We start from the raw sequence: 20,118 nt of genomic DNA, 5'->3' as shown, positions 1-20,118 counted from the left end.
TCACGACCCCACAGGAGGCCCGCGATGCGGGAAGCGTTCATGTTCCCCCAGCTCAGCGAATCCTCCTATGCAAAGGGCATGACGCTTCTTGAGACCGTCCGACTCCAGGACCTCATCCTCTGACACCTCACTCCTCCGCCTGCTGCGCCCCGGACGGCGGCCCGCCGCCGCGCTGGCCGGCGCCGTGGCCGCGGCGACCGCGCTGCCGCTGGCCGCGCCGCAGATCACCCGGCGCTTCGTCGACGACGCCATCGCCGGCGCGAGCATCCGGCACCTGACGCTGATCGCGCTCGGCTACCTCGGGCTGGCCGCCGGAGGCCAGGCGGCCCGCATGCTGACCGCGTGGCTGGCCAGCCGGCTCGCCTGGGACGGCAGCAACCGCCTGCGTGAGCGGCTCACCGAGCACACGCTCGGCCTCGACCTGGCCTTCCACGGCCGGCACACCCCCGGCGAGCTGATCGAACGGGTGGACGGCGACGTCGTCGCGGTGGCCGACTTCGTCGTGGCGTTCCTGCTCGACGTCGTGGCCGGCGTGCTGCTGCTGGCCGGCGTGGTCGCCGTCGTGTTCACCGTCGACTGGCGCATCGGGGCCGTGCTGCTGGCGTACTGCCTGCTCATCGGATACGGCATGGTCAGGGCGCAGCGCCTGGCCGTCCCCCCGGCGGCCGGTTCGCGCGCCGCGAACGCCACGCTGATGGGCGTGCTCGAAGAGCGCCTCGCGGGCGCCGAGGACCTCAGGGCCAACGGCGCGGGCGAGCACACCGTACGCCGGTTCCACCAGACGAGCGCCGCGGTCCTGCGCGCCGAGTGGCACGACGCCCGCGTCGGCACCACCCTGCTGGCGGGCACCTCGGTGGCCTTCGCCGCCGGGACGGCGATCATGCTGGGGCTGGCGGCCTGGACCATGGAGACCGGGGCGCTCACGGTCGGCACCGCCGTGCTGCTCTTCCAGTACACGCTCATGGTACGGGCGCCGTTCGAACGGCTGATCGACCAGATCAGGCAGTACCAGGCGGCCCTGGCCGGGCTGTCCCGCATCGCGGGCCTGCTGGCCGAGCGCCCGTCGCTGATCCCCGGCACCCGCCCGCTGCCCGCCACCGGGCCGCTCGGCCTGCGGCTCGACGGCGTCGGGTTCTCCTACCCCGGCGACGACGAGCGGGTGCTGTCCGGGATCGACCTCACACTCGCGCCCGGGGAGACGCTCGGCCTGGTCGGGCGGACCGGCAGCGGCAAGACCACGCTGGGCCGGCTCGTCCTGCGCCTGCACGACCCGGACGAGGGCTCCGTGCTGGTGGGCGGCGTGGACCTGCGCGCGGCGGACCCGTACTCGCTGCGGGCCAGGATCGGCGTGGTCACCCAGGACGTGCAGCTCTTCGCGGCCAGCGTCAGGGACAACCTCACCCTGTTCCGGCCCTCACCAGGGGACGAACGGCTGCGCGCGGCGCTCGGCGCGGCCGGACTCGCGGAGTGGGCGGACGAGCTGCCCGACGGGCTCGACACCGAGCTGCGTACGGTGTCCGCCGGGCAGGCGCAGCTCCTCGCGTTCGCCCGCGCCTTCCTCGCCGACCCCGGGCTCGTCGTGCTGGACGAGGCGTCGAGCCGGCTCGACCCCGCCACCGAGCGCCGCATCGAGGACGGCGTCGCCCGCCTGCTGCACGGCAGGACCGGCGTGATCATCGCGCACCGCCTGTCATCCCTGGCGAAGGTGGACAAGATCGCGGTGCTCGACCACGGCAAGATCGTCGAGTACGGCCGCCGCGCCGACCTCGCCGCCGACCCGCGCAGCCGCTTCGGCCGGCTGCTGGACCTGGCGGGGGTGAGCCGATGAGGCCGGTGATGCGGGTGGCCACCCGGCTGGCCACGTTCGACCTGCGCCGGTACGTGATCGGGGCGCTGCTGTGGCTGCCGGTCCACGTGATCCCGCTGGCCGGCGGGCTCGTCCTGCGGGAGGTCTTCGACGGGATCAGCGGCCACCGGCCGGCCGCGCTGGAGGCGACGCTGTGGTGGTGCGCGGCGTTCGTGGGCGTCGAGGTCGTGCGCGGGGTGGTGATCATCGTCGCGTGGACGTACGGCGTCTACTGGTGGAACGCCGCCGCGACGCTGCTGCGCGGCAACGTCCTGCGCTCCGTCCTGACCGCGCGCGGCCCCGCCGCCGCCCGGCTGCCGCACTCCTCCGGCGAGTCCGTGGCACGTATGCGCGACGACGTGGCCGACGCGGTGGACTTCACCGACGAGAGCGTCAGCCTGGCGGGCACCACGCTGTTCGCCCTGGCCGCCGTGCCGATCATGGCCGCGGTCGATCCCGTCGTCACCTTCGTGCTGGTGCTGCCGATGATCGCGGTCGGCGTGCTGAGCCGGACGATGCGGCGCACGATCGCGCGGCTGCACCGGCGGGCCCGGCTGCTCGGCGCGGCCGTGACCGCGTACGTGGGGGAGGTCTTCGGCGGCGTACTGGCGATCAAGACCGCCGGGGCCGAGGACGCGGCGCTGGAGCGGCTGCGCGAGCACAACCGGCGGCGGCGCGACGCCGCCGTCAGGGACCGGATGGCGACCGACCTGCTCGACGCGGCGACCACCACGACCGTCGAGCTCAGCATCGGGCTCGTCCTGCTGCTCGCCGCGCCCGCCATGCGCGGCGGCGAGTTCACCGTGGGCGACCTCGCGCTGTTCACCAGCTACATCGGCTGGCTCACCGCGCTGCCCCGGTCGATCGGCACTCTGCTCTACCGGCTGCCGCAGGCCGCGGTCGCGACCGAGCGGCTCGGCGGGATGATGGCGCCGCACGAGGACGCGGACGACCTGGTCAAGGGCACCGAGGTGTGGCTGCGCCGCGACCCGCCGCCCGCCGCGACCCCGCCGCCGCACGCCGACCGGCTGCGCGTGTTCGAGGCGCGCGGGCTGAGCGTGCGCGGGGTGCTGCACGACGTCGGGCTGCGCGTCGAGCGGGGCTCGTTCACAGTCGTGACCGGGGCCGTGGGAGCGGGCAAGACCACTCTGGTACGCGCCCTGCTCGGCCTGCTGCCGCTGGACGCGGGCACGATCTCGTGGAACGGCGTGCCGATCGAGGACCCGGGCACGTTCCTCGTCCCCGGGCGGACGGCGTACGCGGGCCAGGTCCCCCGGCTCTTCTCCACCGGGCTCGGCGAGAACCTGCTGCTCGGGCGGGCCGGGGATGCCCGGCGGGCGCTGGAGCTGGCCGTGTTCGAGCAGGACCTGGCCGAGATGCCCGCCGGGCTGGACACACTCGTCGGGCCGCGCGGGATGCGGCTGTCCGGCGGGCAGGCCCAGCGCGTCAGCGCCGCCCGCGCCCTCGTACGGGAGCCGGACCTGCTGGTCGTGGACGATCTGTCGTCGGCGCTGGACGTCGAGACCGAGCGACTGCTGTGGCAGCGGATCGCCGGGAACGGCCCGGAGACCGTGCTGGTCGTCTCCCACCGGCAGGCCGCGCTCGAACGCGCCGACCAGGTGATCGTCCTGGACCGGGGGCGGGTCGCCGGGCGGGGACGGCTGACCGAGCTGCTGGAGACATGCCCGGAGATGCGGCGGCTCTGGCACGCGGAGCTGATCGCGGAGGCGGAGGAACGGACGGGCGACTGAACGAGCGGGGCCGCCGGGTGAGCGGGCGGCCTCGGCGGGCGCCCAACCCGGCCGGCCCGCGGCGCGGCCTGGCGGTGCGGCGGTGTGAGGCGGGCCGGTGAGGGGTGGTGGCCGAGGTTGTCGGTGGGAGGGGGCACCATGGATCTGTGACATCAAGCATCACGCCGAGCATGACCGGGGTCGCGGAGCTGGTCGAGCTGGTCTCCAGGGGCCGGGTGGCCGTGCTCAGCGGGGCCGGGCTGTCGACCGAGTCGGGCATTCCCGACTACCGGGGGCCGACGGGGCGGGCCAGGCGGGCCGAGCCGATGACCTACCAGCGTTTCGTGGGCAGCGCGGAGGCGCGGCGGCGCTACTGGGCGCGCAGCCACGTCGGCTGGCGGCAGATCGGCCTGGCCCGGCCCAACGACGGTCACCGGGCCGTGGCCGAGCTGGAGCGCCGCGGGCTGCTGGCCGGCATCGTCACCCAGAATGTGGACGGCCTGCACCAGGCGGCCGGCGCCCGCCGGGTGATCGAGCTGCACGGCGGGCTCGACCGCGTCGTCTGCCTGTCCTGCCGCGAGCGCACGCCGCGCGCCGAGCTGGAGCGGCGCCTGCGCGCGGCCAACCCGGAGTGGGAGGCGGCGGCCGGTCAGATCAACCCCGACGGCGACGCCGTGCTCACCGACGCCCAGGTGGCCACGTTCCGCGTGGTCGACTGCACGGGCTGCGGCGGGCTGCTCAAGCCGGACGTGGTCTTCTTCGGCGAAAACGTGCCGGGGCCGCGCGTCGACGAGTGCTTCGCGGTCGTGGGCGGGGCGCGGGCGCTGCTGGTGCTCGGGTCGTCGCTGGCGATCAGGTCGGGGCTGCGGTTCGTGAGCAGGGCGGCGGCGCTCGGCATCCCCATCGCGATCGTCAACCAGGGCCCGACCGGCGCCGACGCCGACGCCGCACTCACCGTTGACGCCCCGCTCGGCCCGACCCTGACCCACCTCACGGCCCACCTCACGACCTCTACCTGACCCACCTCACGGCCCAGCTCGCGACCTCCACCTGACCGGCCTCCCGGCACGGCTCCACTGCGGAGTTGCGGCGCGGGGGCCGGACACTTTGAGGCCGGCGGCCGGCGGCCGGCGGCACCGCTGGAGCCGGGGTGCGGTGGGGTGCTGTGGGGTGTCGGGGGCGGGGGAGAATGGGGGCATGGCTTCTCATACGTGTCCCTGCGGCCTGCCCGGCACCTACCAGGACTGCTGCGGCAGGCTGCACCGTGGTGACTCGGCCGCCGCCACCGCCGAGCAGCTCATGCGGTCGCGGTTCAGCGCGTTCGCGGTCGGGGACGAGGCCTACCTGCTGCGCACCTGGCTGCCCTCCGCCCGCCCGGCGGGTTCCGTCCTGGACCGGCGGGTGAAGTGGACGCGGCTGGAGGTGCTGGAGAGCAGCGGGGGCAGCGTCGTGCACACCGAGGGCACCGTGCGCTTCCGCGCCCACTACCTCGACCGCGGCCGGCCGGGGGAGATGGAGGAGCACAGCAGGTTCGTCCGGTACGAGGGCCGCTGGGTCTACGCGGGCGCCCTGTAACACGTCACGGCTTGCGGCCGACGGCCCCCACGAAGGTGTGGTAGGTGATGCCGGGTGCCGCGCGGTCCTCGGTGCCGGGACGCCATTCGGGCAACGGCACGAGGCCGGGCTCCACCAGCTCCAGCCCGTCGAAGTAGGCCAGGATCTCCTCGCTCGTCCGCCACCGGCCCGTGCCGAGCGTCTCGTTGAAGATCTTCTCGGCCGCGTACGCCTGCTTGGACACCTCGGGATGGGCCAGGCCGGGATTGTGGAAGCAGGAGACGGCCAGATGGCTGCCCGGCGCCAGGCGCGCCATCATGGCGCGGGTGATCCCGGCCGGATCGTCGTCGTCGGCCAGATGGTGCAGGATCGCGAACATCAGCAGCCCCACCGGCTGCTCGAAGTCGATCACCCGCCGGATCTTCGGATGGTCCAGGATCCGCTCCGCCTCGCGCACGTCGGCCTCGACGACCGTGGTGGAGTCGTTCACGGCGAGCAGGGCGCGGGCGTGGACCAGGACGGTCGGGTCGTGGTCGACGTAGACGACCCGGGTGCCCTCGGCGGCCGACTGGGCGATCTCGTGCACGTTGCCCTGTGTGGGCAGGCCGGAGCCGAGATCGACGAACTGGCGGATGCCGGCCTCGGCGGCCAGGTAGCGGACCACGCGCCCGAGGAACTCGCGGTTGGCGCGCCCGGACTCGCGGGCGTCGGGGGCGATCTCGAGCGCCTTCTGCGCCATCAGGCGGTCGGCCTCGTAGTTGTCCTTGCCGCCGAGCATGTAGTCGTAGACGCGGGAGACGTTGGGCTTGGTGGTGTCGATGCCCGCCGGGCCCCGCTCCCGTTCGTTGTCGGCCACCGTGGGCTCCTTCGGGGGACGTCAGCTCGCATGATCATAATGCCGAAAAGTGCGGAAATTTCGGGAAGTGAGCGTGGCACATTAGAGCACGAAAGTGAGGGCGCGGAAAAGGATCGCGATCACGGCGGGGAGAGATCGCGACCGCCGCTGTGGGAGGGGACCGCGATCACGGTGCGGGAGCCATCGCGATCACGGCGCGGGAAGAGAGCGCGGCCTCGGCGCGCGGGCGGTCAGGCGGACTCGCGGATCACCAGTTCGGTCGGCAGGATCACCGGCTCGACGTGCTCGGCCCCGTCGATGAGCGCCAGCAGCAGCCGCATCGTCGCCTGCGCCATCTCGGCCAGCGGCTGGCGGATCGTGGTCAGCGGCGGATGCGTCGAGACCGCCACCGAGGAGTCGTCGAAGCCGCCCACCGCCACGTCGTCCGGCACCCGCCGCCCGGCCGCGCGCAGCGCCGCCAGCGCCCCGGCGGCCATCAGGTCGGAGGCCACGAAGACGGCGTCGATGTCGGGCGTGCGCTCCAGCAGCTCCGTCATCGCCCGCTCGCCGCTGGCCTGAGTCCAGTCGCCGTGGGCGATCAGCTTCGAGGTGGCCCGGCGGCCGAGCACGTCGGTGAAGCCCTCCAGGCGCTGGATGCCGCCGGGTGTGTCCATCGGGCCGGTGATCATGGCGATGCGCCGGCGGCCGAGCCCGACGAAGTATTCGGTCATCTGGCGGGCGCCGAGGCGGTCGTCGGCGGTGGCGTACGGGATGACGGTCTCGCGGCCGATGACGGCGCCGCAGGAGACGGCGGGCGGGCCGCTCTGCAGTGCGTCGAGCAGCGGGTCGCCCGCGTGCGTGGAGACGAGCAGCACCCCGTCGGCGTGGCCGCCGCGCACGTAGCGCACCACGCGCTCGCGGTCGGCCTCGTCGCCCGCCATCATCATCACCAGCGACAGATCGTGCTCGGCCAGCATCCTGATCGCCACCCGGATCAGCGTGCTGTAGTTGGGGTCCTCGAAGAGCTTCTCGTGCGGCTCCGACATGACCATGACGACCGAGCCCGTGCGCTGGGTGACCAGGCTGCGGGCGGCGCGGTTGACCGTGTAACCGGTCTCGGAGATGGCCCGCTCGATGGCCACCCGCGCCTTCGGGCTGACGTATTTGTCGCCGTTGAGCAGGCGGGACACCGTGCCGCGGGACACGCCCGCGGCGGCGGCGACATCGTGGATGGTAGGGCGCTTCACTTGACGGCTCCGGAGGACAGATCGGTCTTCCAGTATCGCTGCATCGTGAGGAAGAGCGCGATCAACGGCACGATCGACAGGAAGGCGCCCGTCAGGATCAGGTTGTAGAGCGTGGGCTGGTTCGCCCCCGCCGCCAGCAGCGTGTAGAGGCCCACCGTGAGCGGGAACTTGCCGTCGTCGCCGAGCATGATGAACGGCAGCAGGAAGTTGTTCCAGATGGCCACGAACTGGAACAGGAAGATCGTCACCATGCCCGGCACCATGAGCGGCATGGCCACCCGCCGCAGCAGGTGCCACTCGCCGGCCCCGTCGATGCGGCCCGCCTCCAGCAGCGAGTCGGGGATCGCCGCGGCGGCGTAGATGCGGGCCAGGTAGATGCTGTACGGGTGCAGGATCTGCGGCAGCAGCACGGCCCAGTGGCTGTCGGCCAGGCCGATCTTGGAGAAGAGCAGGTACTGCGGGATCGCGAGCACGACCGCGGGCACCAGGATGCCGCCGATGAGCAGGTTGAAGATGACGTCGCGGCCGGGGAAGCGGTATTTGGCCAGCGTGTATCCGGAGACCGCCGAGACCGCGGTCGACAGCAGCGCGCCGCCGCCCGCGTAGAGCAGGGTGTTGCCGGCCCAGAGCCAGAACACCCCGTCGCGGTAGGCGAACAGCTCCCCGACGTTGTCGAAGAAGCCGGTGCCGAAGGCGAGCGTCGAGGTGCTGAACAGCTCGGCGGGCGACTTGGTCGCCGCGATCAGCACCCAGGCCACGGGGAACAGGCAGTAGAGCGCCCCGATCAGCAGCAGCGCGGTCGGCACCAGCCCGGCCGGCCCCCTGGAGCCGGAGCGGGCGCGGCGGCGTTGTGCGGTGGCGGCGGTGACCGTGGCCATCAACCCTCCCCGAAGGCGCGGTTGCGGACCACGCGCAGGAACCCGAAGGACAGGACGAGCGAGATCGCCGCGATGACGATCGAGGTGGCGGCGGCCGAGTACAGGTCGCCGGTGACGAAGGCGTCGCGGTAGACCTTCATGAGCGGGCTCCACGTGGAGCTGATCGTGTTGGTCAGCGGGCGCAGGGTGGTGGGCTCGGTGAACACCTGGATGGTCGCGATGATCGAGAACACGGTGGTCAGGATGATCGCCGGGGTCAGGATCGGGATCTTGACGCGGACGGCGATCTGGAACTCGGAGGCGCCGTCGAGGCGGGCGGCCTCGTACAGGTCGCGGGGGATCGCGCGCAGCGTGGTGTAGAGCACGAGCATGTTGAAGCCGACCCCGCCCCACACCGCCACGTTCGCCATGGAGTACGTGACGGTGGTGGCGCCCAGCAGGTCCACGTCCAGGACCTGCCGGATCGGGCTGAGCGAGGGCAGGTAGAGGAAGCCCCACAGCAGGGTGGCCGCCACGCCCGGCACCGCGTACGGCAGGAAGATCGCGATCCGCGAGAAGCGGGCCAGCCGCACCCGGGCCGAGTCCAGCAGCAGCGCGAACAGCAGCGCCAGCCCCAGCATCACGGCCAGCACCAGCGCGCCGTAGCCGAGCACCCGCAGCCAGCCCTGCCACAACTCGGCGTCGGCCAGGGCGGCGGCGAAGTTGTCGAACCCGACGAACACCTCCCTGCGCGCCCCTCTGCCCAGCCCCAGCCCGGACACCTTGGTCCTGCGCATCGCCAGGTAGACGGTGTAGCCGATCGGCACCGCGAGGAACAACGTGAACAGCACGATCGCGGGGGTCAGGAAGAGGTACGGCCAGAGCCTCCTCTGCGAGCGCTTCATGACGCGAGCTGGAAGCCGGCCTTGCGCATGTCCGCGACCGTGGCGTCCTGCATCGACTGGATGGCGGCGGAGAACGGCGTGCCGGCCTGCAGCGCCTTGTCGAAGCCGTCCTTGAAGGCGTTGTACGTCACGCCGACGTTCGGCCCGAAGGTGAACCCGCGGGCGCCTTCCGAGACGGTGGCGGCCTGCTGCCAGAAGTCGGGCTGGTTGGCGAAGTAGTCGGGGGCCGCGCCGAGCGCCGACTGGGCCTTGGTCGCGGCCGGGTAGATCGCGGCCTCCTTGACCAGCAGGTCGATGGCGGCGGAGTCGGTGTTGAGCCAGGTGGCGAACTGGGTGGCGGCGGCCTTGTTGGGCGTCTTGGCCGACACGGCCGTGGACGAGCCGCCCCAGAAGCCGCTGAAGCTCTCGCCGGCGTTCCACTGCGGCAGCGGCGCGACGGCCCACTTGCCCTTGCCCTTGGGCGCGTTGCTGGACAGCACGCCCGGCGCCCAGACGGCGGACGGCCAGGTCAGCAGCTTGCCGTCGTTGAGCGCCTTGTTCCACTCGGGGGTGAAGAACGGCATGTCGTCGATGACGCCCTCCTTCACCAGGCCGCCCCAGTAGTCGGCGACCTTCCTGGTGGGCTCGTCGGCGATGTCGACCTTCCACGACTCGCCGTTGATCGACCACCACTGCGCCCCGGCCTGCTGGGCCAGCCCTGTGAACGCTCCCGGATCCTTGCTGGAGAACGTGCCGAGATAGGCCTTCGGATCCTTCTTCCGCAGCTGCCTGGCCGCCTCGCCGTACTCCTGCCAGGTCGCCGGCACCTTGAGGCCGTGCTTGTCGAACAGGTCCTTGCGGTAGAAGAGCATCATCGGGCCGCTGTCCTGCGGGATGCCGTAGACGGCGTCGGTGCCCAGCGTCACCAGCTTCCACAGTCCCTCGGTGAACTCGCCCTTGATCGCGCCGGTCTCGGCCTTGATGTCGGCGACCGCGTCGGCGGCGATGAAGGAGGGAAGGTGCTGGTACTCGGCCTGCACCAGGTCGGGGGGATTGCCCGCCTTGGCGGCGGTGAGGTACTTGGCCGCAGCGTCGTCGCCGCCGGCCTGCTTGCTGACCGTGACCTGGATGTCCGGGTGGTCCTTGTTCCAGACGGCGGCGATCTTGTCCATGTTCGGGGCCCATGCCCAGTACGTGAGCTTCACCGGCCCCTGCGGGGCGGCCGCGGGGCTCTGCGCCGCCTCGGGGCTCTCGGCGGCGGGCTCGCCCGACCCGCAGCCGGCGAGGGCGGCCGTGAGGACGACGGCCAGGGCTGCTCCAAGGCGGTTGGCGCGCATTGCGTACCTCCAGATGGTTCTGTGAACGTGCACAGAGTGGAACAGCCCGGAAACGCCCGTCAAGGGGTTGTTACGTTCTCGTTAATGTCCTGAAGGATCGCCCTATCGCGAGTAATTTCCGCCCGCCGGTTCCCAATGCGGACGGGTGAGCCATACTGTGCACGTTCACAGAAGTTTTCCAAGGGGGATGGATGTATCCGGAGCGTCCTGCCGGAATCGCCTATGGCGGCGACTACAACCCGGAGCAGTGGCCGCGCGAGGTCCTGGAAGAGGACGTGTCCCTGATGCGCGAGGCCGGGGTCAACCTGGTCAGCCTCGGCATGTTCTCGTGGGCGCTGATGGAGCCGGAGCCGGGCCGCTTCGCGTTCGGCTGGCTGGACGAGGTCATCGACCGGCTGCACCGCGCCGGCGTGGCCGTCGACCTGGCCACCCCGACCGCGGCCCCGCCCGCCTGGCTGGTGGCCGAGCACCCCGACGTGCTGCCGGTGACCAGGGAGGGGCTGCGGATCGGGTTCGGCGGCAGGCAGAGCGCGTGCTCCAGCGCCCCCGCCTTCCTGGAGGCGACCGGGCGGTTGGTGCGGGCGCTGGGCGAGCACTACCGGGGCCATCCCGCCGTGGTCATGTGGCATGTGCACAACGAGTACGGGGCGCCGCTCGGCGAGTGCTACTGCGAGCACAGCGTGGCCGCCTGGCGCCGGTGGCTCGAAGCCGCGTACCGCGACGTCTCCGCGCTGAACGAGGCGTGGGGCGGCACGTTCTGGGGCCAGACCTACACCGACTGGTCCCAGATCGACGCGCCCCGCGCCAACCACACGACCGTCAACCCGGCCCAGCGCCTCGACTACGCCCGCTTCAGCGACGGCCAGCACCGCGCGCACTACGCGCTCCAGCGCGACATCCTGCGCGAGGTGGCCCCCGGCGTCCCGGTGACCACGAACTTCGCCGGCACCGTCAACTGCAAGTCCACCGACCTGTGGCAGTGGGCCCGCGAGCTGGACGTGATCGCCAACGACCACTACCTCCAGGCCGAGCGGCCCGACAACCACATCGACCTGGCCATGTCCGCCGACCTCGCCAGGTCGGTGGCGGGCGGCGAGCCGTGGATGCTGATGGAGCACTCGGCCGGCGCGGTCAACTGGCAGCCGCGCAACCTCGCCAAGCGGCCGGGCGAGATGCGCCGCAACAGCCTCGCGCACGTGGCGCGCGGCTCGGACAGCGTGCTGTTCTTCCAGTTCAGGGCCTCGCGGTTCGGGGCGGAGAAGTTCCACTCCGGGATGGTGCCGCACGCGGGGGCGGACTCCGAGCAGTGGCGCGAGGTGGTCCGGCTGGGCGCCGACCTGCGGCGGCTGGCCGGGGTGCGGGGGAGCCGGGTGCGGGCCGAGGTCGCGATCGTCTGGGACTGGGAGTCGTACTGGGCGCTGGAGCTGGAGTGGCGGCCGTCGGTTGACCTGAGGTTCAGGGAGCGGGTGGACGCCTTCTACGAGGCGTTGTGGCGGGAGCACGTCACGGTGGACTTCGTCCACCCTTCCGCTGATATTTCGGGGTATCGGGTGGTGGTCGCGCCCAGCTCGTACCTGCTGACCGAGGCGTCCGCCAAGAACCTGCGCCAGTACGTGGAAGCGGGCGGCAACCTGCTCGTGTCGTACTTCTCCGGCATCGTGGACGAGCACGACGCCATCCACCCCGGCGCCCACCCGGGCGCGCTGCGCGAACTGCTCGGTCTGTCGATCGAGGAGTTCCACCCTCTGCGCGCCTACGAAACGGTGCAGCTTACTGGGCAGCTCATTGGTCAGTTGACGGGGGACCTGACCGGGGAGCCGGACGATGGCGGCGCCGCCCGGATCTGGTCGGAACGGGTCCGGCCCGCGGGCGCGACGACGCTGCGCGGCTTCGCCTCGGGACCCGACGCGGGACACCCCGCCTTCACCCGCCACGACCTGGGCGCGGGCGCCGCCTGGTACCTCGCCACCGCCCCGCTCACCGGCCTGCGCGACCTGCTCGCCCAGGTGCTCGCCCACGCGGGCGTCTCCCGCCCGCACGGTCTCCCCGACACCCTCGAACTGGTGCGCAGGGGCGACCACGTCTTCCTGATCAACCACGGCGACCAGGCCGTCACGGTCGAGGGGGTGAGCGGCGTGAGCGTGTTCGACGGCGTACGGCACGACGGGCCGGTCACCGTCGCCGCCGGGGACGTCGTGGTCGTCGTGCCATCCCCCCACCCCTAGGGAGACCCGATGAAACGCATCCTGATCACCCTGCTGTTACTCATCGCCCTGGCCGTCTTCCCGGCGGCGCCCGCCTCCGCCCAGGCCGGGCACGGCCGGCTCCCGATCAGGGGCGCCGACGTCTCCAGCCTGGCCAAGTCGGAGGCGTACGGCGGCGTCTACCGCGACGCCCGCGGGCGCAGGGGCGACGCGCTGGCCATCCTGTCCAGGGCCGGGCTCACCTACCTGCGGCTCAAGGTCTGGGTGAACCCCGCCGACGGCTACAACACCAAGACCAGGGTGCTGGCCATGGCCAGGCGGATCAAGGCGCAGGGCATGCGGCTGCTCGTCGACTTCCACTACTCCGACACCTGGGCCGACCCGGGCAAGCAGTTCAAGCCCGCCGCCTGGGAGTCGCTGCCCTTCGACGGGCTCAGGCAGGCCCTGTACGACCACACCTTCGACGTGCTCGACGCGCTGCGCCGCCAGGGCACCACGGCCGACATGGTGCAGATCGGCAACGAGATCAACGGCGGCCTGCTCTGGCCCGACGGCTCCAACGCCGACTGGCCCAAGACGGCCGCCCTGCTCAACGCCGGCTACGACGCCGCCAAGCGGGTGTCCCGCTCCACCAAGGTCGTGCTGCACCTGGCCGACGGCGGCGACAACGGGCTCTACCGGTGGTGGTTCGACAACGCGCGGGCCCACGGCATCCGCCACGACGTGATCGGCATGTCCTACTACTCCTTCTGGCACGGCACGCCGGAGAGCTTCCAGGCCAACATCAACGACGTGGCCCTCCGGTACGGCAAGCCCGTGGTCGTGGTCGAGACCGCCTACCCCTTCACCACGGAGGACGACGACGGCTGGCCGAACATCATCACCGCCGCCGAGCCGTACCCCGGCCACCCGGCGACCCCGCAGGGGCAGGCGGCGATGCTGGCCAAGGTGGCCGACATCGTCCGCGCCGTGCCGAACGGCCTCGGCCTCGGCCTGTTCACCTGGGAGGCCACGTGGACCGGCGTCCAGGGCAACGGCTGGGACCCGGCCGACCCGGCGTCGGGCAACGGCTGGGAGAACCAGGCCCTGTTCGGCTACGACGACCGGGCGCTCCCCGCGATGGCGGTGCTCGGCCGCCGCTGAGCCGGGCGCGGGCGCGGCCGGTGACGGCGGCGCCCGCTACGCCAGGCGCCGAGCTGGGCATGATGAGCGCATGACGATCTCAGCAGACGAGCTGCTCACCACGACCAGAAGTGTCCGCAAGCGCCTCGACCTCACCCGCCCGGTCCCGCTGGAGCTGGTCAGGGAGTGCCTGGAGATCGCCCTCCAGGCGCCCACCGGAGGCAACTCGCAGGGCTGGCACTGGGTAGTGGTCACCGACGCGGACAAGCGCAAGGCCATCGGCGACTACTACCAGCGCTCGTGGCGCCACTACTACGAGTCGGGCACCTCGGCCCGGCGGCTGTTCGCGGACGACCCGGAACGGGTGGCGACCCAGCAGCGCGTCTCCGACAGCGCCGGCCACCTCGCCGAGCACATGGGCGAGGTGCCGGTGCTGGTGATCGGCTGCATCCGCGTGCCCGGCGGCCTGCCGCCGGGCAACCAGGCCGGGCTGTGGGGCTCGCTGCACCCGGCCGCCTGGAGCTACATGCTGGCCGCCCGCTCCCGCGGCCTGGGCACCGCGTGGACGTCGCTGCACCTGGCGTACGAGAGCGAGATCGCCGAGCTGCTCGGCATCCCCGGCGACGTCCGGCAGGGCGTGCTCATCCCCACCGCGTACTACACCGGCGAGACCTTCAGCCCCGCCAAGCGTCAGCCGCTGGAGGAGGTCCTTCACGTGGATCGCTGGTAACGGATCACCGGTAGCGGATCACTGGTAACGGCCGCGCGGGGCGGGCAGAGTAGGGGGCCTGAACCAACTGTGACGGAGGGCCCCCTGTGAATGACCCTGTGAACGCCTTGCCGCTGCTGCCGACGTCCCTGGTCGGAAGCTACGCCCAGCCCGAATGGCTGATCGACCGCGCCCGGCTGGCCGGCCGGTTCCCGCCGCGCGTGCGGGCCGCGGAGCTGTGGCGGATCCCGCCCGACCGGCTCGCCCAGGCCCAGGACGACGCCACCGAGCTGGCGATCAGGGCCCAGGAGCGGGCCGGTCTGGACATCGTCACCGACGGCGAGATCCGGCGCGAGAGCTACTCCAACCACTTCGCCACCGCCCTTGAGGGGCTCGACCTCGACAACCCGGGCACGGCGCTCGACCGCAGCGGGCATCCCAACCCCGTGCCGCGCATCGCCGGGCCGATCCGCAGGCCCCGCCCGGTCGAGGTCGACGACCTGCGGTTCCTGCGCGCCCACACCGACCACGTGGTGAAGATGACGGTGCCGGGGCCGTTCACGATGAGCCAGCAGGCGCAGAACGACCACTACCCCGACGCCGAGGCGGCCGCGATGGACTACGCGGCGGCGGTCAACGCCGAGATCCGCGACCTGTTCGCGGCCGGGGCCGACATCGTGCAGATCGACGAGCCGTACATGCAGGCCAGGCCGGAGGCGGCGCGGGCCTACGGCCTGGCGGCGCTGAACGCGGCGCTCGACGGGATCACCGGCATGACGGCGGTGCACATCTGCTTCGGCTACGCGGCGATCATCCACGAGCGGCCCGAGGCGTACTCGTTCCTGCCGGAGCTGGCCGGCTGCCCGGTGAAGCAGGTGTCGATCGAGACCGCGCAGTCGGGGCTGGACCTCGGCGTGCTGTCCGACCTGAAGGACAAGACGGTCATCCTCGGCGTGATCGACCTGTCCACGCCCGACGTGGAGCCGGTGGAGGTGGTGGCGGGACGCGTGCGCAAGGCGTTCTCGTGGACGGCTCCCGAGCGGATCGTCATCGCCACCGACTGCGGGATGAAGTACCTGCCGAGGGAGTCGGCCGAGGGCAAGATGCGCGCCATGGCGGGCGCGGCGCAGCTGCTGCGTGACGAACTGGGCGTGTCCTGAAATTTCCGGATACTTCGCGCGCGGATCGGGGCGGTCCCTTTAAGATCATGGCGCCAGCAGGATCATGGCGCCCACGCCCCGAACCGTCGCAAGGAGCTCCCCGTGCCCGAGAGCGAGCAGCAAGGCGCGCCCCGCGGGATCGACACCAGCAAGCCGAGCGTCGCCCGTGTCTACGACTACATCCTCGGAGGCAAGGACAACTACGCCAGCGACCGCCGCGTGGCGGCCGCGATGCTGGAGATCGCGCCGGACGCGCCGCAGGCGGCCGCGTCCAACCGCGGCTTCCTGCGCCGCACGGTCCGTCATCTGGCCGGTGAGGTGGGCATCCGCCAGTTCCTCGACATCGGCTCAGGGCTGCCCACGCAGGGCAACGTGCACGAGGTCGCGCAGTCCGTCGCGCCCGGGGCCCACGTCGTGTACGTCGACAACGACCCCATCGTGCTCGCCCACGGCCGGGCCCTGCTCGCCGTGGACGAGTCCACCACGATCATCGAGGCCGACGCCCGCGAGCCGGAGCGCATCCTGGACGACCCGCGCACCCGCGCGCTGATCGACTTCAGCGAGCCGGTCGGGCTGCTGCTGTTCGGCATCCTGCACCACATGTCGGACGCGGAGGACCCGGCCGGCATCGCGGCCCGCCTCATCGGCCCGCTCGCTCCCGGCAGCCACGTGGTGATCTCGCACTTCCAGAACCCGGGCCAGGCCCACCCCGAGGTGGCCGAGCAGGCCGTCAGCGCGGAGCGGGTGTTCAACGAGCACCTGGGCACGGGCCGGTGGCGCACCCGCGAGCAGATCCTCGCCTTCTTCGACGGGCTCGAACTGCTGGAGCCCGGCCTGGTGCCGCTGCCGGAGTGGCGTCCCGAGCCGGGCGAGGAACTGCCCGAACTCGGGATCACCTATCACACCTTCGCCGGAGGCGTGGCCCGCAAGCCGTAGCCCCGGGTCAGCCCCGGGAGGTCAGCCGGGCAGCTTGTTCGCGGCGACCACGTCGCGGTACCAGTGCGCGCTGTCCTTCCAGGTGCGCTCCATCGTGTCGCGGTTCACCCGGACGATGCCGAACCGCTTGGCGTACCCGTGGGCCCACTCGAAGTTGTCCATCAGCGACCACACGAAGTACCCCCGCACGTCCGCCCCGCCCGCGATGGCCTCGTTCACGGCGCTCAAGTGCCGGTGCAGGTAGTCGACGCGGTCGGCGTCGTGCACGAGCCCGTCGGCGGAGACCGGGTCGGGGAAGGCGGCGCCGTTCTCGGTGATCATCGTGGGCATGCCGGGGTAGTCGCGGTGCAGGCGCAGCAGCAGCTCGGTCAGCCCGGTCTCGTCGATGTTCCACCCCATCTCCGTGTACGGCCCCGGCTGCTGGACGAACTCGACGTCCTCGCACGCGATCCACGGCGAGGCGGCCCCGTCCTGGTGCCCGTCGGCGGTCTCCCTGGCACTGGCGCCGTCCCAGGCGCGGACCAGCGTCGGGTTGTAGTAGTTGACGCCGAGCACGTCCAGCGGCTGGCAGGCGGTGGCCTCGTCGCCGTCGCGCACGAACGACCAGTCGGTCACCGCGGCGGTGTCGGCGATCAGGTCGCGCGGGTAGGCGCCCTCCAGCATCGGGCCGAGGAAGGCCCGGTTGGCCACCGCATCCGCCCGGCGGACCGCGTCGGCGTCCCGGTCGGAGACGCCGCGCACGTGGTGCAGGTTGAGCGTGACGGACATCTGCGCGTCCTTGGCGGTGGTCGAGCGCAGCGCCTGGACGGCCAGGCCGTGGCCCAGGTTGAGGTGGTGCACGGCGGCCAGCGCGGCGGCGGGCTCGGTCCTGGCCGGGGCGTGCACGCCGGAGGCGTAACCCAGGTAGGCCGAGCACCACGGCTCGTTCAGGGTGATCCACGTCCGTACGCGGTCGCCCAGCGCCTCGCCCATGAGCCGGGCGTACTCGGCGAAGCGCGCCGCGGTGTCGCGCTCGGGCCAGCCGCCCGCGTCCTCAAGCTCCTGCGGCAGGTCCCAGTGGTAGAGCGTGGCCACGGGGGCGATGTCCCTGGCCAGCAGGCCGTCCACGAGCCGCTGGTAGAAGTCGAGGCCGGGCCGGTTCACCCCGCCCCGGCCGCCCGGCTGCACGCGCGGCCAGGAGATGGAGAAGCGGTAGGCGCCGACGCCGAGGGCGCCGAGCAGGTCGAGGTCCTCCTCCAGCCGGTGGTAGTGGTCGCAGGCCACGTCACCGGTGTCGCCACGCGCCACCAGGCCCGGCGTGTGGGAGAAGGTGTCCCAGATGGACGGCCCGCGGCCGTCCTCGTTCCAGGCCCCCTCGACCTGGTAGGCGGCGGTGGCGGTGCCCCACAGGAAGTTCTCGGGGAAGGCGGTCATGTCACTCCTTGGCGCTGAGGCTGATCTCGATGTGGTCGGTCCCGGGCGCCGCGGCGGCGTGTGTCCCGGCGTGGCGCAGGTTCCAGGGGGCGGGGGCGCCCTCGATACGGCGGGCGCGCAGGCGCGAGCCCTCTCGGGACACCTCGAACACGGCGGCCGGCCGGCCGCCCGAATCGGGGACCGTGACGGTGGTGACCTCGCCGTCGGCCGGCTCGTGAACGTTCAGGGTGACACCGTCGGCGTAGTCGTAGTCGGGCCGGTCGTCGCGGGCGCCGGTCGCGATCACCGCGCCCGGCCTGACCAGCAGCGGCAGGCTGTCGAACCCGTGCCGCTCGGTACGCCACCCAGGTCCGGTGACCCTCTCCCCGTCGAGCAGCCGCGTCCACGTGCCGGCGGGCACGTAGTAGGTGACCTCGCCGTCCGCCGACAACACCGGCGCGACCAGGAGGTCCGGGCCGAGCAGGTACTGGGCGTCCAGGTGGGCGCAGGCCGGGTCGCCGGGGAAGGCCAGCGGCATCGCCCGCATCATCGGCAGGCCCTCCCGCGCGGCCTGTACGGCGGCGCCGTACAGGTAGGGCATCAGCCGCGCCTTGAGCCGGGTGAAGGCGCGCAGCACGTCCACCGACTCCTCGTCGAACAGCCACGGCACCCGGTAGGAGCCGCTCCCGTGCAGCCGGCTGTGCGAGGACAGCAGCCCGAACGCGACCCACCGCTTGAACACGGCCGGGTCGGGACGGCCCTCGAAGCCGCCGATGTCGTGGCTCCAGAAGCCGAATCCGCCCAGGCCCAGCGACAGCCCGCCGCGCAGCGACTCGGCCATCGCCTCGAACGTGGACTCGCAGTCGCCGCCCCAGTGCACCGGCAGCCGCTGCCCGCCGACCGTGGCCGAGCGCGCGAACAGCACCGCCTCGCCCGGGCCGCGCCGCTCGGCCAGCACGTCGTGGACGGTCTGGTTGTAGATCAGGCTGTAGTAGTTGTGCATCCGCCCCGGGTCGGAGCCGTCGGCGTAGGCGACGTCGGTCGGGACGCGCTCGCCGAAGTCGGTCTTGAACGCGTCCACCCCCATGTCGAGCAGCCCTCGCAGCTTGCCCGCGTACCACTCGCGGGCGGCCGGCGAGGTGAAGTCCACCAGCGCCCGGCCCGCCTGCCAGTGATCATCCTGCCAGACCGTCCCGTCCGGCCTGCGCAGCAGGTGCCCCGCCGCTGCCCCCTCGTCGAACAGCGCCGACGCCTGCGCGATGTACGGGTTGATCCACACGCACACGCGCAGCCCGCGCTCCTTGAGCCGGCGCAGCATGCCCTCGGGATCGGGGAAGACCTCGGGGTCCCACTCGAAGTCGCACCACCGGAACCGCCGCATCCAGAAGCAGTCGAAGTGGAAGACGCTGAGCGGCAGGTCCCGCTCGGCCATCCCGTCCACGAACGACGTCACCGTGGCCTCGTCGTAGTCGGTGGTGAACGAGGTGGACAGCCACAGCCCGAACGACCAGGCGGGCGGCAGCGCGGGGCGGCCGGTCAGCGCGGTGTAGCGGCGCAGCACGTCGGCCGGCGTCGGCCCGTGGATCACGAGGTACTCCAGGTCGTGGCCCTCGACGCTGAACTGCACCCGTGACACGCTCTCCGACCCGACCTCGAACGACACCCGGCCGGGATGGTTGACGAACACCCCGTAGCCCCGGTTCGTCAGGTAGAAGGGGACGTTCTTGTAGGCGATCTCGCTGCTGGTGCCGCCGTCCTCGTTCCAGATGTCGACGGACTGGCCGTTGCGCACGAGGGGGCCGAAGCGTTCGCCGAGGCCGTACACGAGCTCGCCGGCGCTGAGGCGCAGCTGCTCGACCAGGAAGTGGCGGGAGTCCTGGTCGTTCATGATGCCGAGGCTCTTGCCCGCGCTGCGGGTCAGCTCGCGCCCGCCGGCGCTGAAGGACAGGTCCCAGGGCGCGTCCCGGCCCGCGCGGACGGTGAGGGCGCCGCTGGTCAGGCTCACCTGTCCGGCGTCCACGGAGACCTCCACCCCGGGGTGGTCGTCCCGCACCTCGAAGACGGGGGCGGCGGGCACCGATCCGGCCAGGTGCACCACGCGGACGCGGATGACGTCCGGCATCGGCGAGGACAGATCCACCCGCAGGACCGGCCCGTCGATGGTGTTGCCACGGCGGACGATCTCCCTGGTCGGGGCGAGGATCCGGACCGAACCCCGCTCGGCCGTCACGTCGTGCGCGGACGTGGCGTAGTCCGCCCGCACCCCTGGACGCATCCGCCAGTAGCCGTCTTTGAACTTCATCTC

General features: G+C 72.2%; 16 protein-coding genes. 9 read left to right on the top strand and 7 right to left on the bottom strand.

Translation table 11 applies throughout. The features are described 5' to 3' along the window. Positions 1-88 precede the first annotated feature (88 nt). The 4 genes from AB0C27_RS37180 (at position 89) to AB0C27_RS37165 (ending at position 5,151) form a co-directional block, all read left to right on the top strand. Positions 89-1,828, top strand: a complete 1,740-nt coding sequence (locus AB0C27_RS37180) for an ABC transporter ATP-binding protein (protein ID WP_357854222.1) — start codon at positions 89-91, stop codon at positions 1,826-1,828. Further along, a complete protein-coding gene (locus AB0C27_RS37175) occupies positions 1,825-3,597 on the top strand; it encodes an ABC transporter ATP-binding protein (protein ID WP_357854219.1) in 1,773 nt (590 codons plus the stop codon). Before AB0C27_RS37180 ends, AB0C27_RS37175 begins: the two co-directional genes overlap by 4 nt. 146 nt (positions 3,598-3,743) lie before the next feature. Continuing rightward, positions 3,744-4,595 carry an NAD-dependent protein deacetylase gene (locus tag AB0C27_RS37170; RefSeq protein WP_357854216.1) on the top strand — a complete coding sequence of 284 codons (852 nt, stop codon included), beginning with the start codon at positions 3,744-3,746 and terminating at the stop codon, positions 4,593-4,595. Positions 4,596-4,773: 178 nt separating this feature from the next. Beyond that, positions 4,774-5,151, top strand: a complete 378-nt coding sequence (locus AB0C27_RS37165) for a YchJ family metal-binding protein (protein ID WP_357854213.1) — start codon at positions 4,774-4,776, stop codon at positions 5,149-5,151. A 4-nt stretch (positions 5,152-5,155) separates the two neighbouring features. Here AB0C27_RS37165 and AB0C27_RS37160 read toward each other — a convergent pair whose 3' ends face one another. From AB0C27_RS37160 to AB0C27_RS37140, 5 genes are all read right to left on the bottom strand, one after another. Beyond that, entirely contained in the window at positions 5,156-5,986 is an 831-nt protein-coding gene (locus tag AB0C27_RS37160; RefSeq protein ID WP_357854210.1) for an SAM-dependent methyltransferase, read from the bottom strand. Positions 5,987-6,216: 230 nt separating this feature from the next. Continuing rightward, positions 6,217-7,212, bottom strand: a complete 996-nt coding sequence (locus AB0C27_RS37155) for a LacI family DNA-binding transcriptional regulator (protein WP_346114346.1) — start codon at positions 7,210-7,212, stop codon at positions 6,217-6,219. Then, a complete protein-coding gene (locus AB0C27_RS37150) occupies positions 7,209-8,090 on the bottom strand; it encodes a carbohydrate ABC transporter permease (RefSeq protein ID WP_357854207.1) in 882 nt (293 codons plus the stop codon). The genes AB0C27_RS37155 and AB0C27_RS37150 overlap by 4 nt, the downstream gene beginning before the upstream one ends. Continuing rightward, positions 8,090-8,974, bottom strand: a complete 885-nt coding sequence (locus AB0C27_RS37145) for a sugar ABC transporter permease (RefSeq protein WP_357854204.1) — start codon at positions 8,972-8,974, stop codon at positions 8,090-8,092. Before AB0C27_RS37145 ends, AB0C27_RS37150 begins: the two co-directional genes overlap by 1 nt. After that, positions 8,971-10,290, bottom strand: a complete 1,320-nt coding sequence (locus AB0C27_RS37140; RefSeq protein WP_357854201.1) for an extracellular solute-binding protein — start codon at positions 10,288-10,290, stop codon at positions 8,971-8,973. Before AB0C27_RS37140 ends, AB0C27_RS37145 begins: the two co-directional genes overlap by 4 nt. A 191-nt stretch (positions 10,291-10,481) precedes the next feature. Here AB0C27_RS37140 and AB0C27_RS37135 point away from each other — a divergent pair, with 191 nt between their 5' ends. From AB0C27_RS37135 to AB0C27_RS37115, 5 genes are all read left to right on the top strand, one after another. After that, a complete protein-coding gene (locus AB0C27_RS37135) occupies positions 10,482-12,515 on the top strand; it encodes a beta-galactosidase (RefSeq protein ID WP_357854199.1) in 2,034 nt (677 codons plus the stop codon). A 9-nt stretch (positions 12,516-12,524) separates the two neighbouring features. Then, positions 12,525-13,637, top strand: coding sequence for an arabinogalactan endo-1,4-beta-galactosidase (locus tag AB0C27_RS37130; RefSeq protein WP_357854196.1), 1,113 nt, complete (start codon positions 12,525-12,527; stop codon positions 13,635-13,637). 70 nt (positions 13,638-13,707) lie between these two features. Continuing rightward, on the top strand, positions 13,708-14,346 hold the full coding sequence (locus AB0C27_RS37125; RefSeq protein ID WP_357854193.1) for a nitroreductase family protein: 639 nt from the start codon (positions 13,708-13,710) through the stop codon (positions 14,344-14,346). Positions 14,347-14,432: 86 nt separating this feature from the next. Beyond that, on the top strand, positions 14,433-15,485 hold the full coding sequence (locus tag AB0C27_RS37120) for a hypothetical protein (protein WP_357854190.1): 1,053 nt from the start codon (positions 14,433-14,435) through the stop codon (positions 15,483-15,485). A gap of 102 nt (positions 15,486-15,587) precedes the next feature. Beyond that, the gene (locus tag AB0C27_RS37115; RefSeq protein ID WP_357854187.1) at positions 15,588-16,421 is read left to right on the top strand and encodes an SAM-dependent methyltransferase; all 834 of its coding nucleotides are present in this window, start codon (positions 15,588-15,590) and stop codon (positions 16,419-16,421) included. Between the two features lie 21 nt (positions 16,422-16,442). On the opposite strand, the gene AB0C27_RS37110 is transcribed toward AB0C27_RS37115, so the two are convergent. Together AB0C27_RS37110 and yicI are read right to left on the bottom strand one after the other, a co-directional pair. Beyond that, entirely contained in the window at positions 16,443-17,834 is a 1,392-nt protein-coding gene (locus AB0C27_RS37110) for a GH1 family beta-glucosidase (protein WP_357854184.1), read from the bottom strand. Position 17,835: 1 nt separating this feature from the next. Beyond that, a complete protein-coding gene (gene yicI, locus AB0C27_RS37105; RefSeq protein WP_357854181.1) occupies positions 17,836-20,115 on the bottom strand; it encodes an alpha-xylosidase in 2,280 nt (759 codons plus the stop codon). Positions 20,116-20,118: the final 3 nt, after the last annotated feature.

Origin of the sequence: Nonomuraea sp. NPDC048882 (genome assembly GCF_040649755.1) — a bacterium.
GTDB classification, from domain to species: Bacteria; Actinomycetota; Actinomycetes; order Streptosporangiales; family Streptosporangiaceae; genus Nonomuraea; species Nonomuraea maheshkhaliensis.
Note: the sequence above shows the minus strand (reverse complement) of the source record. Positions and strands in the feature narration are given on the sequence as shown.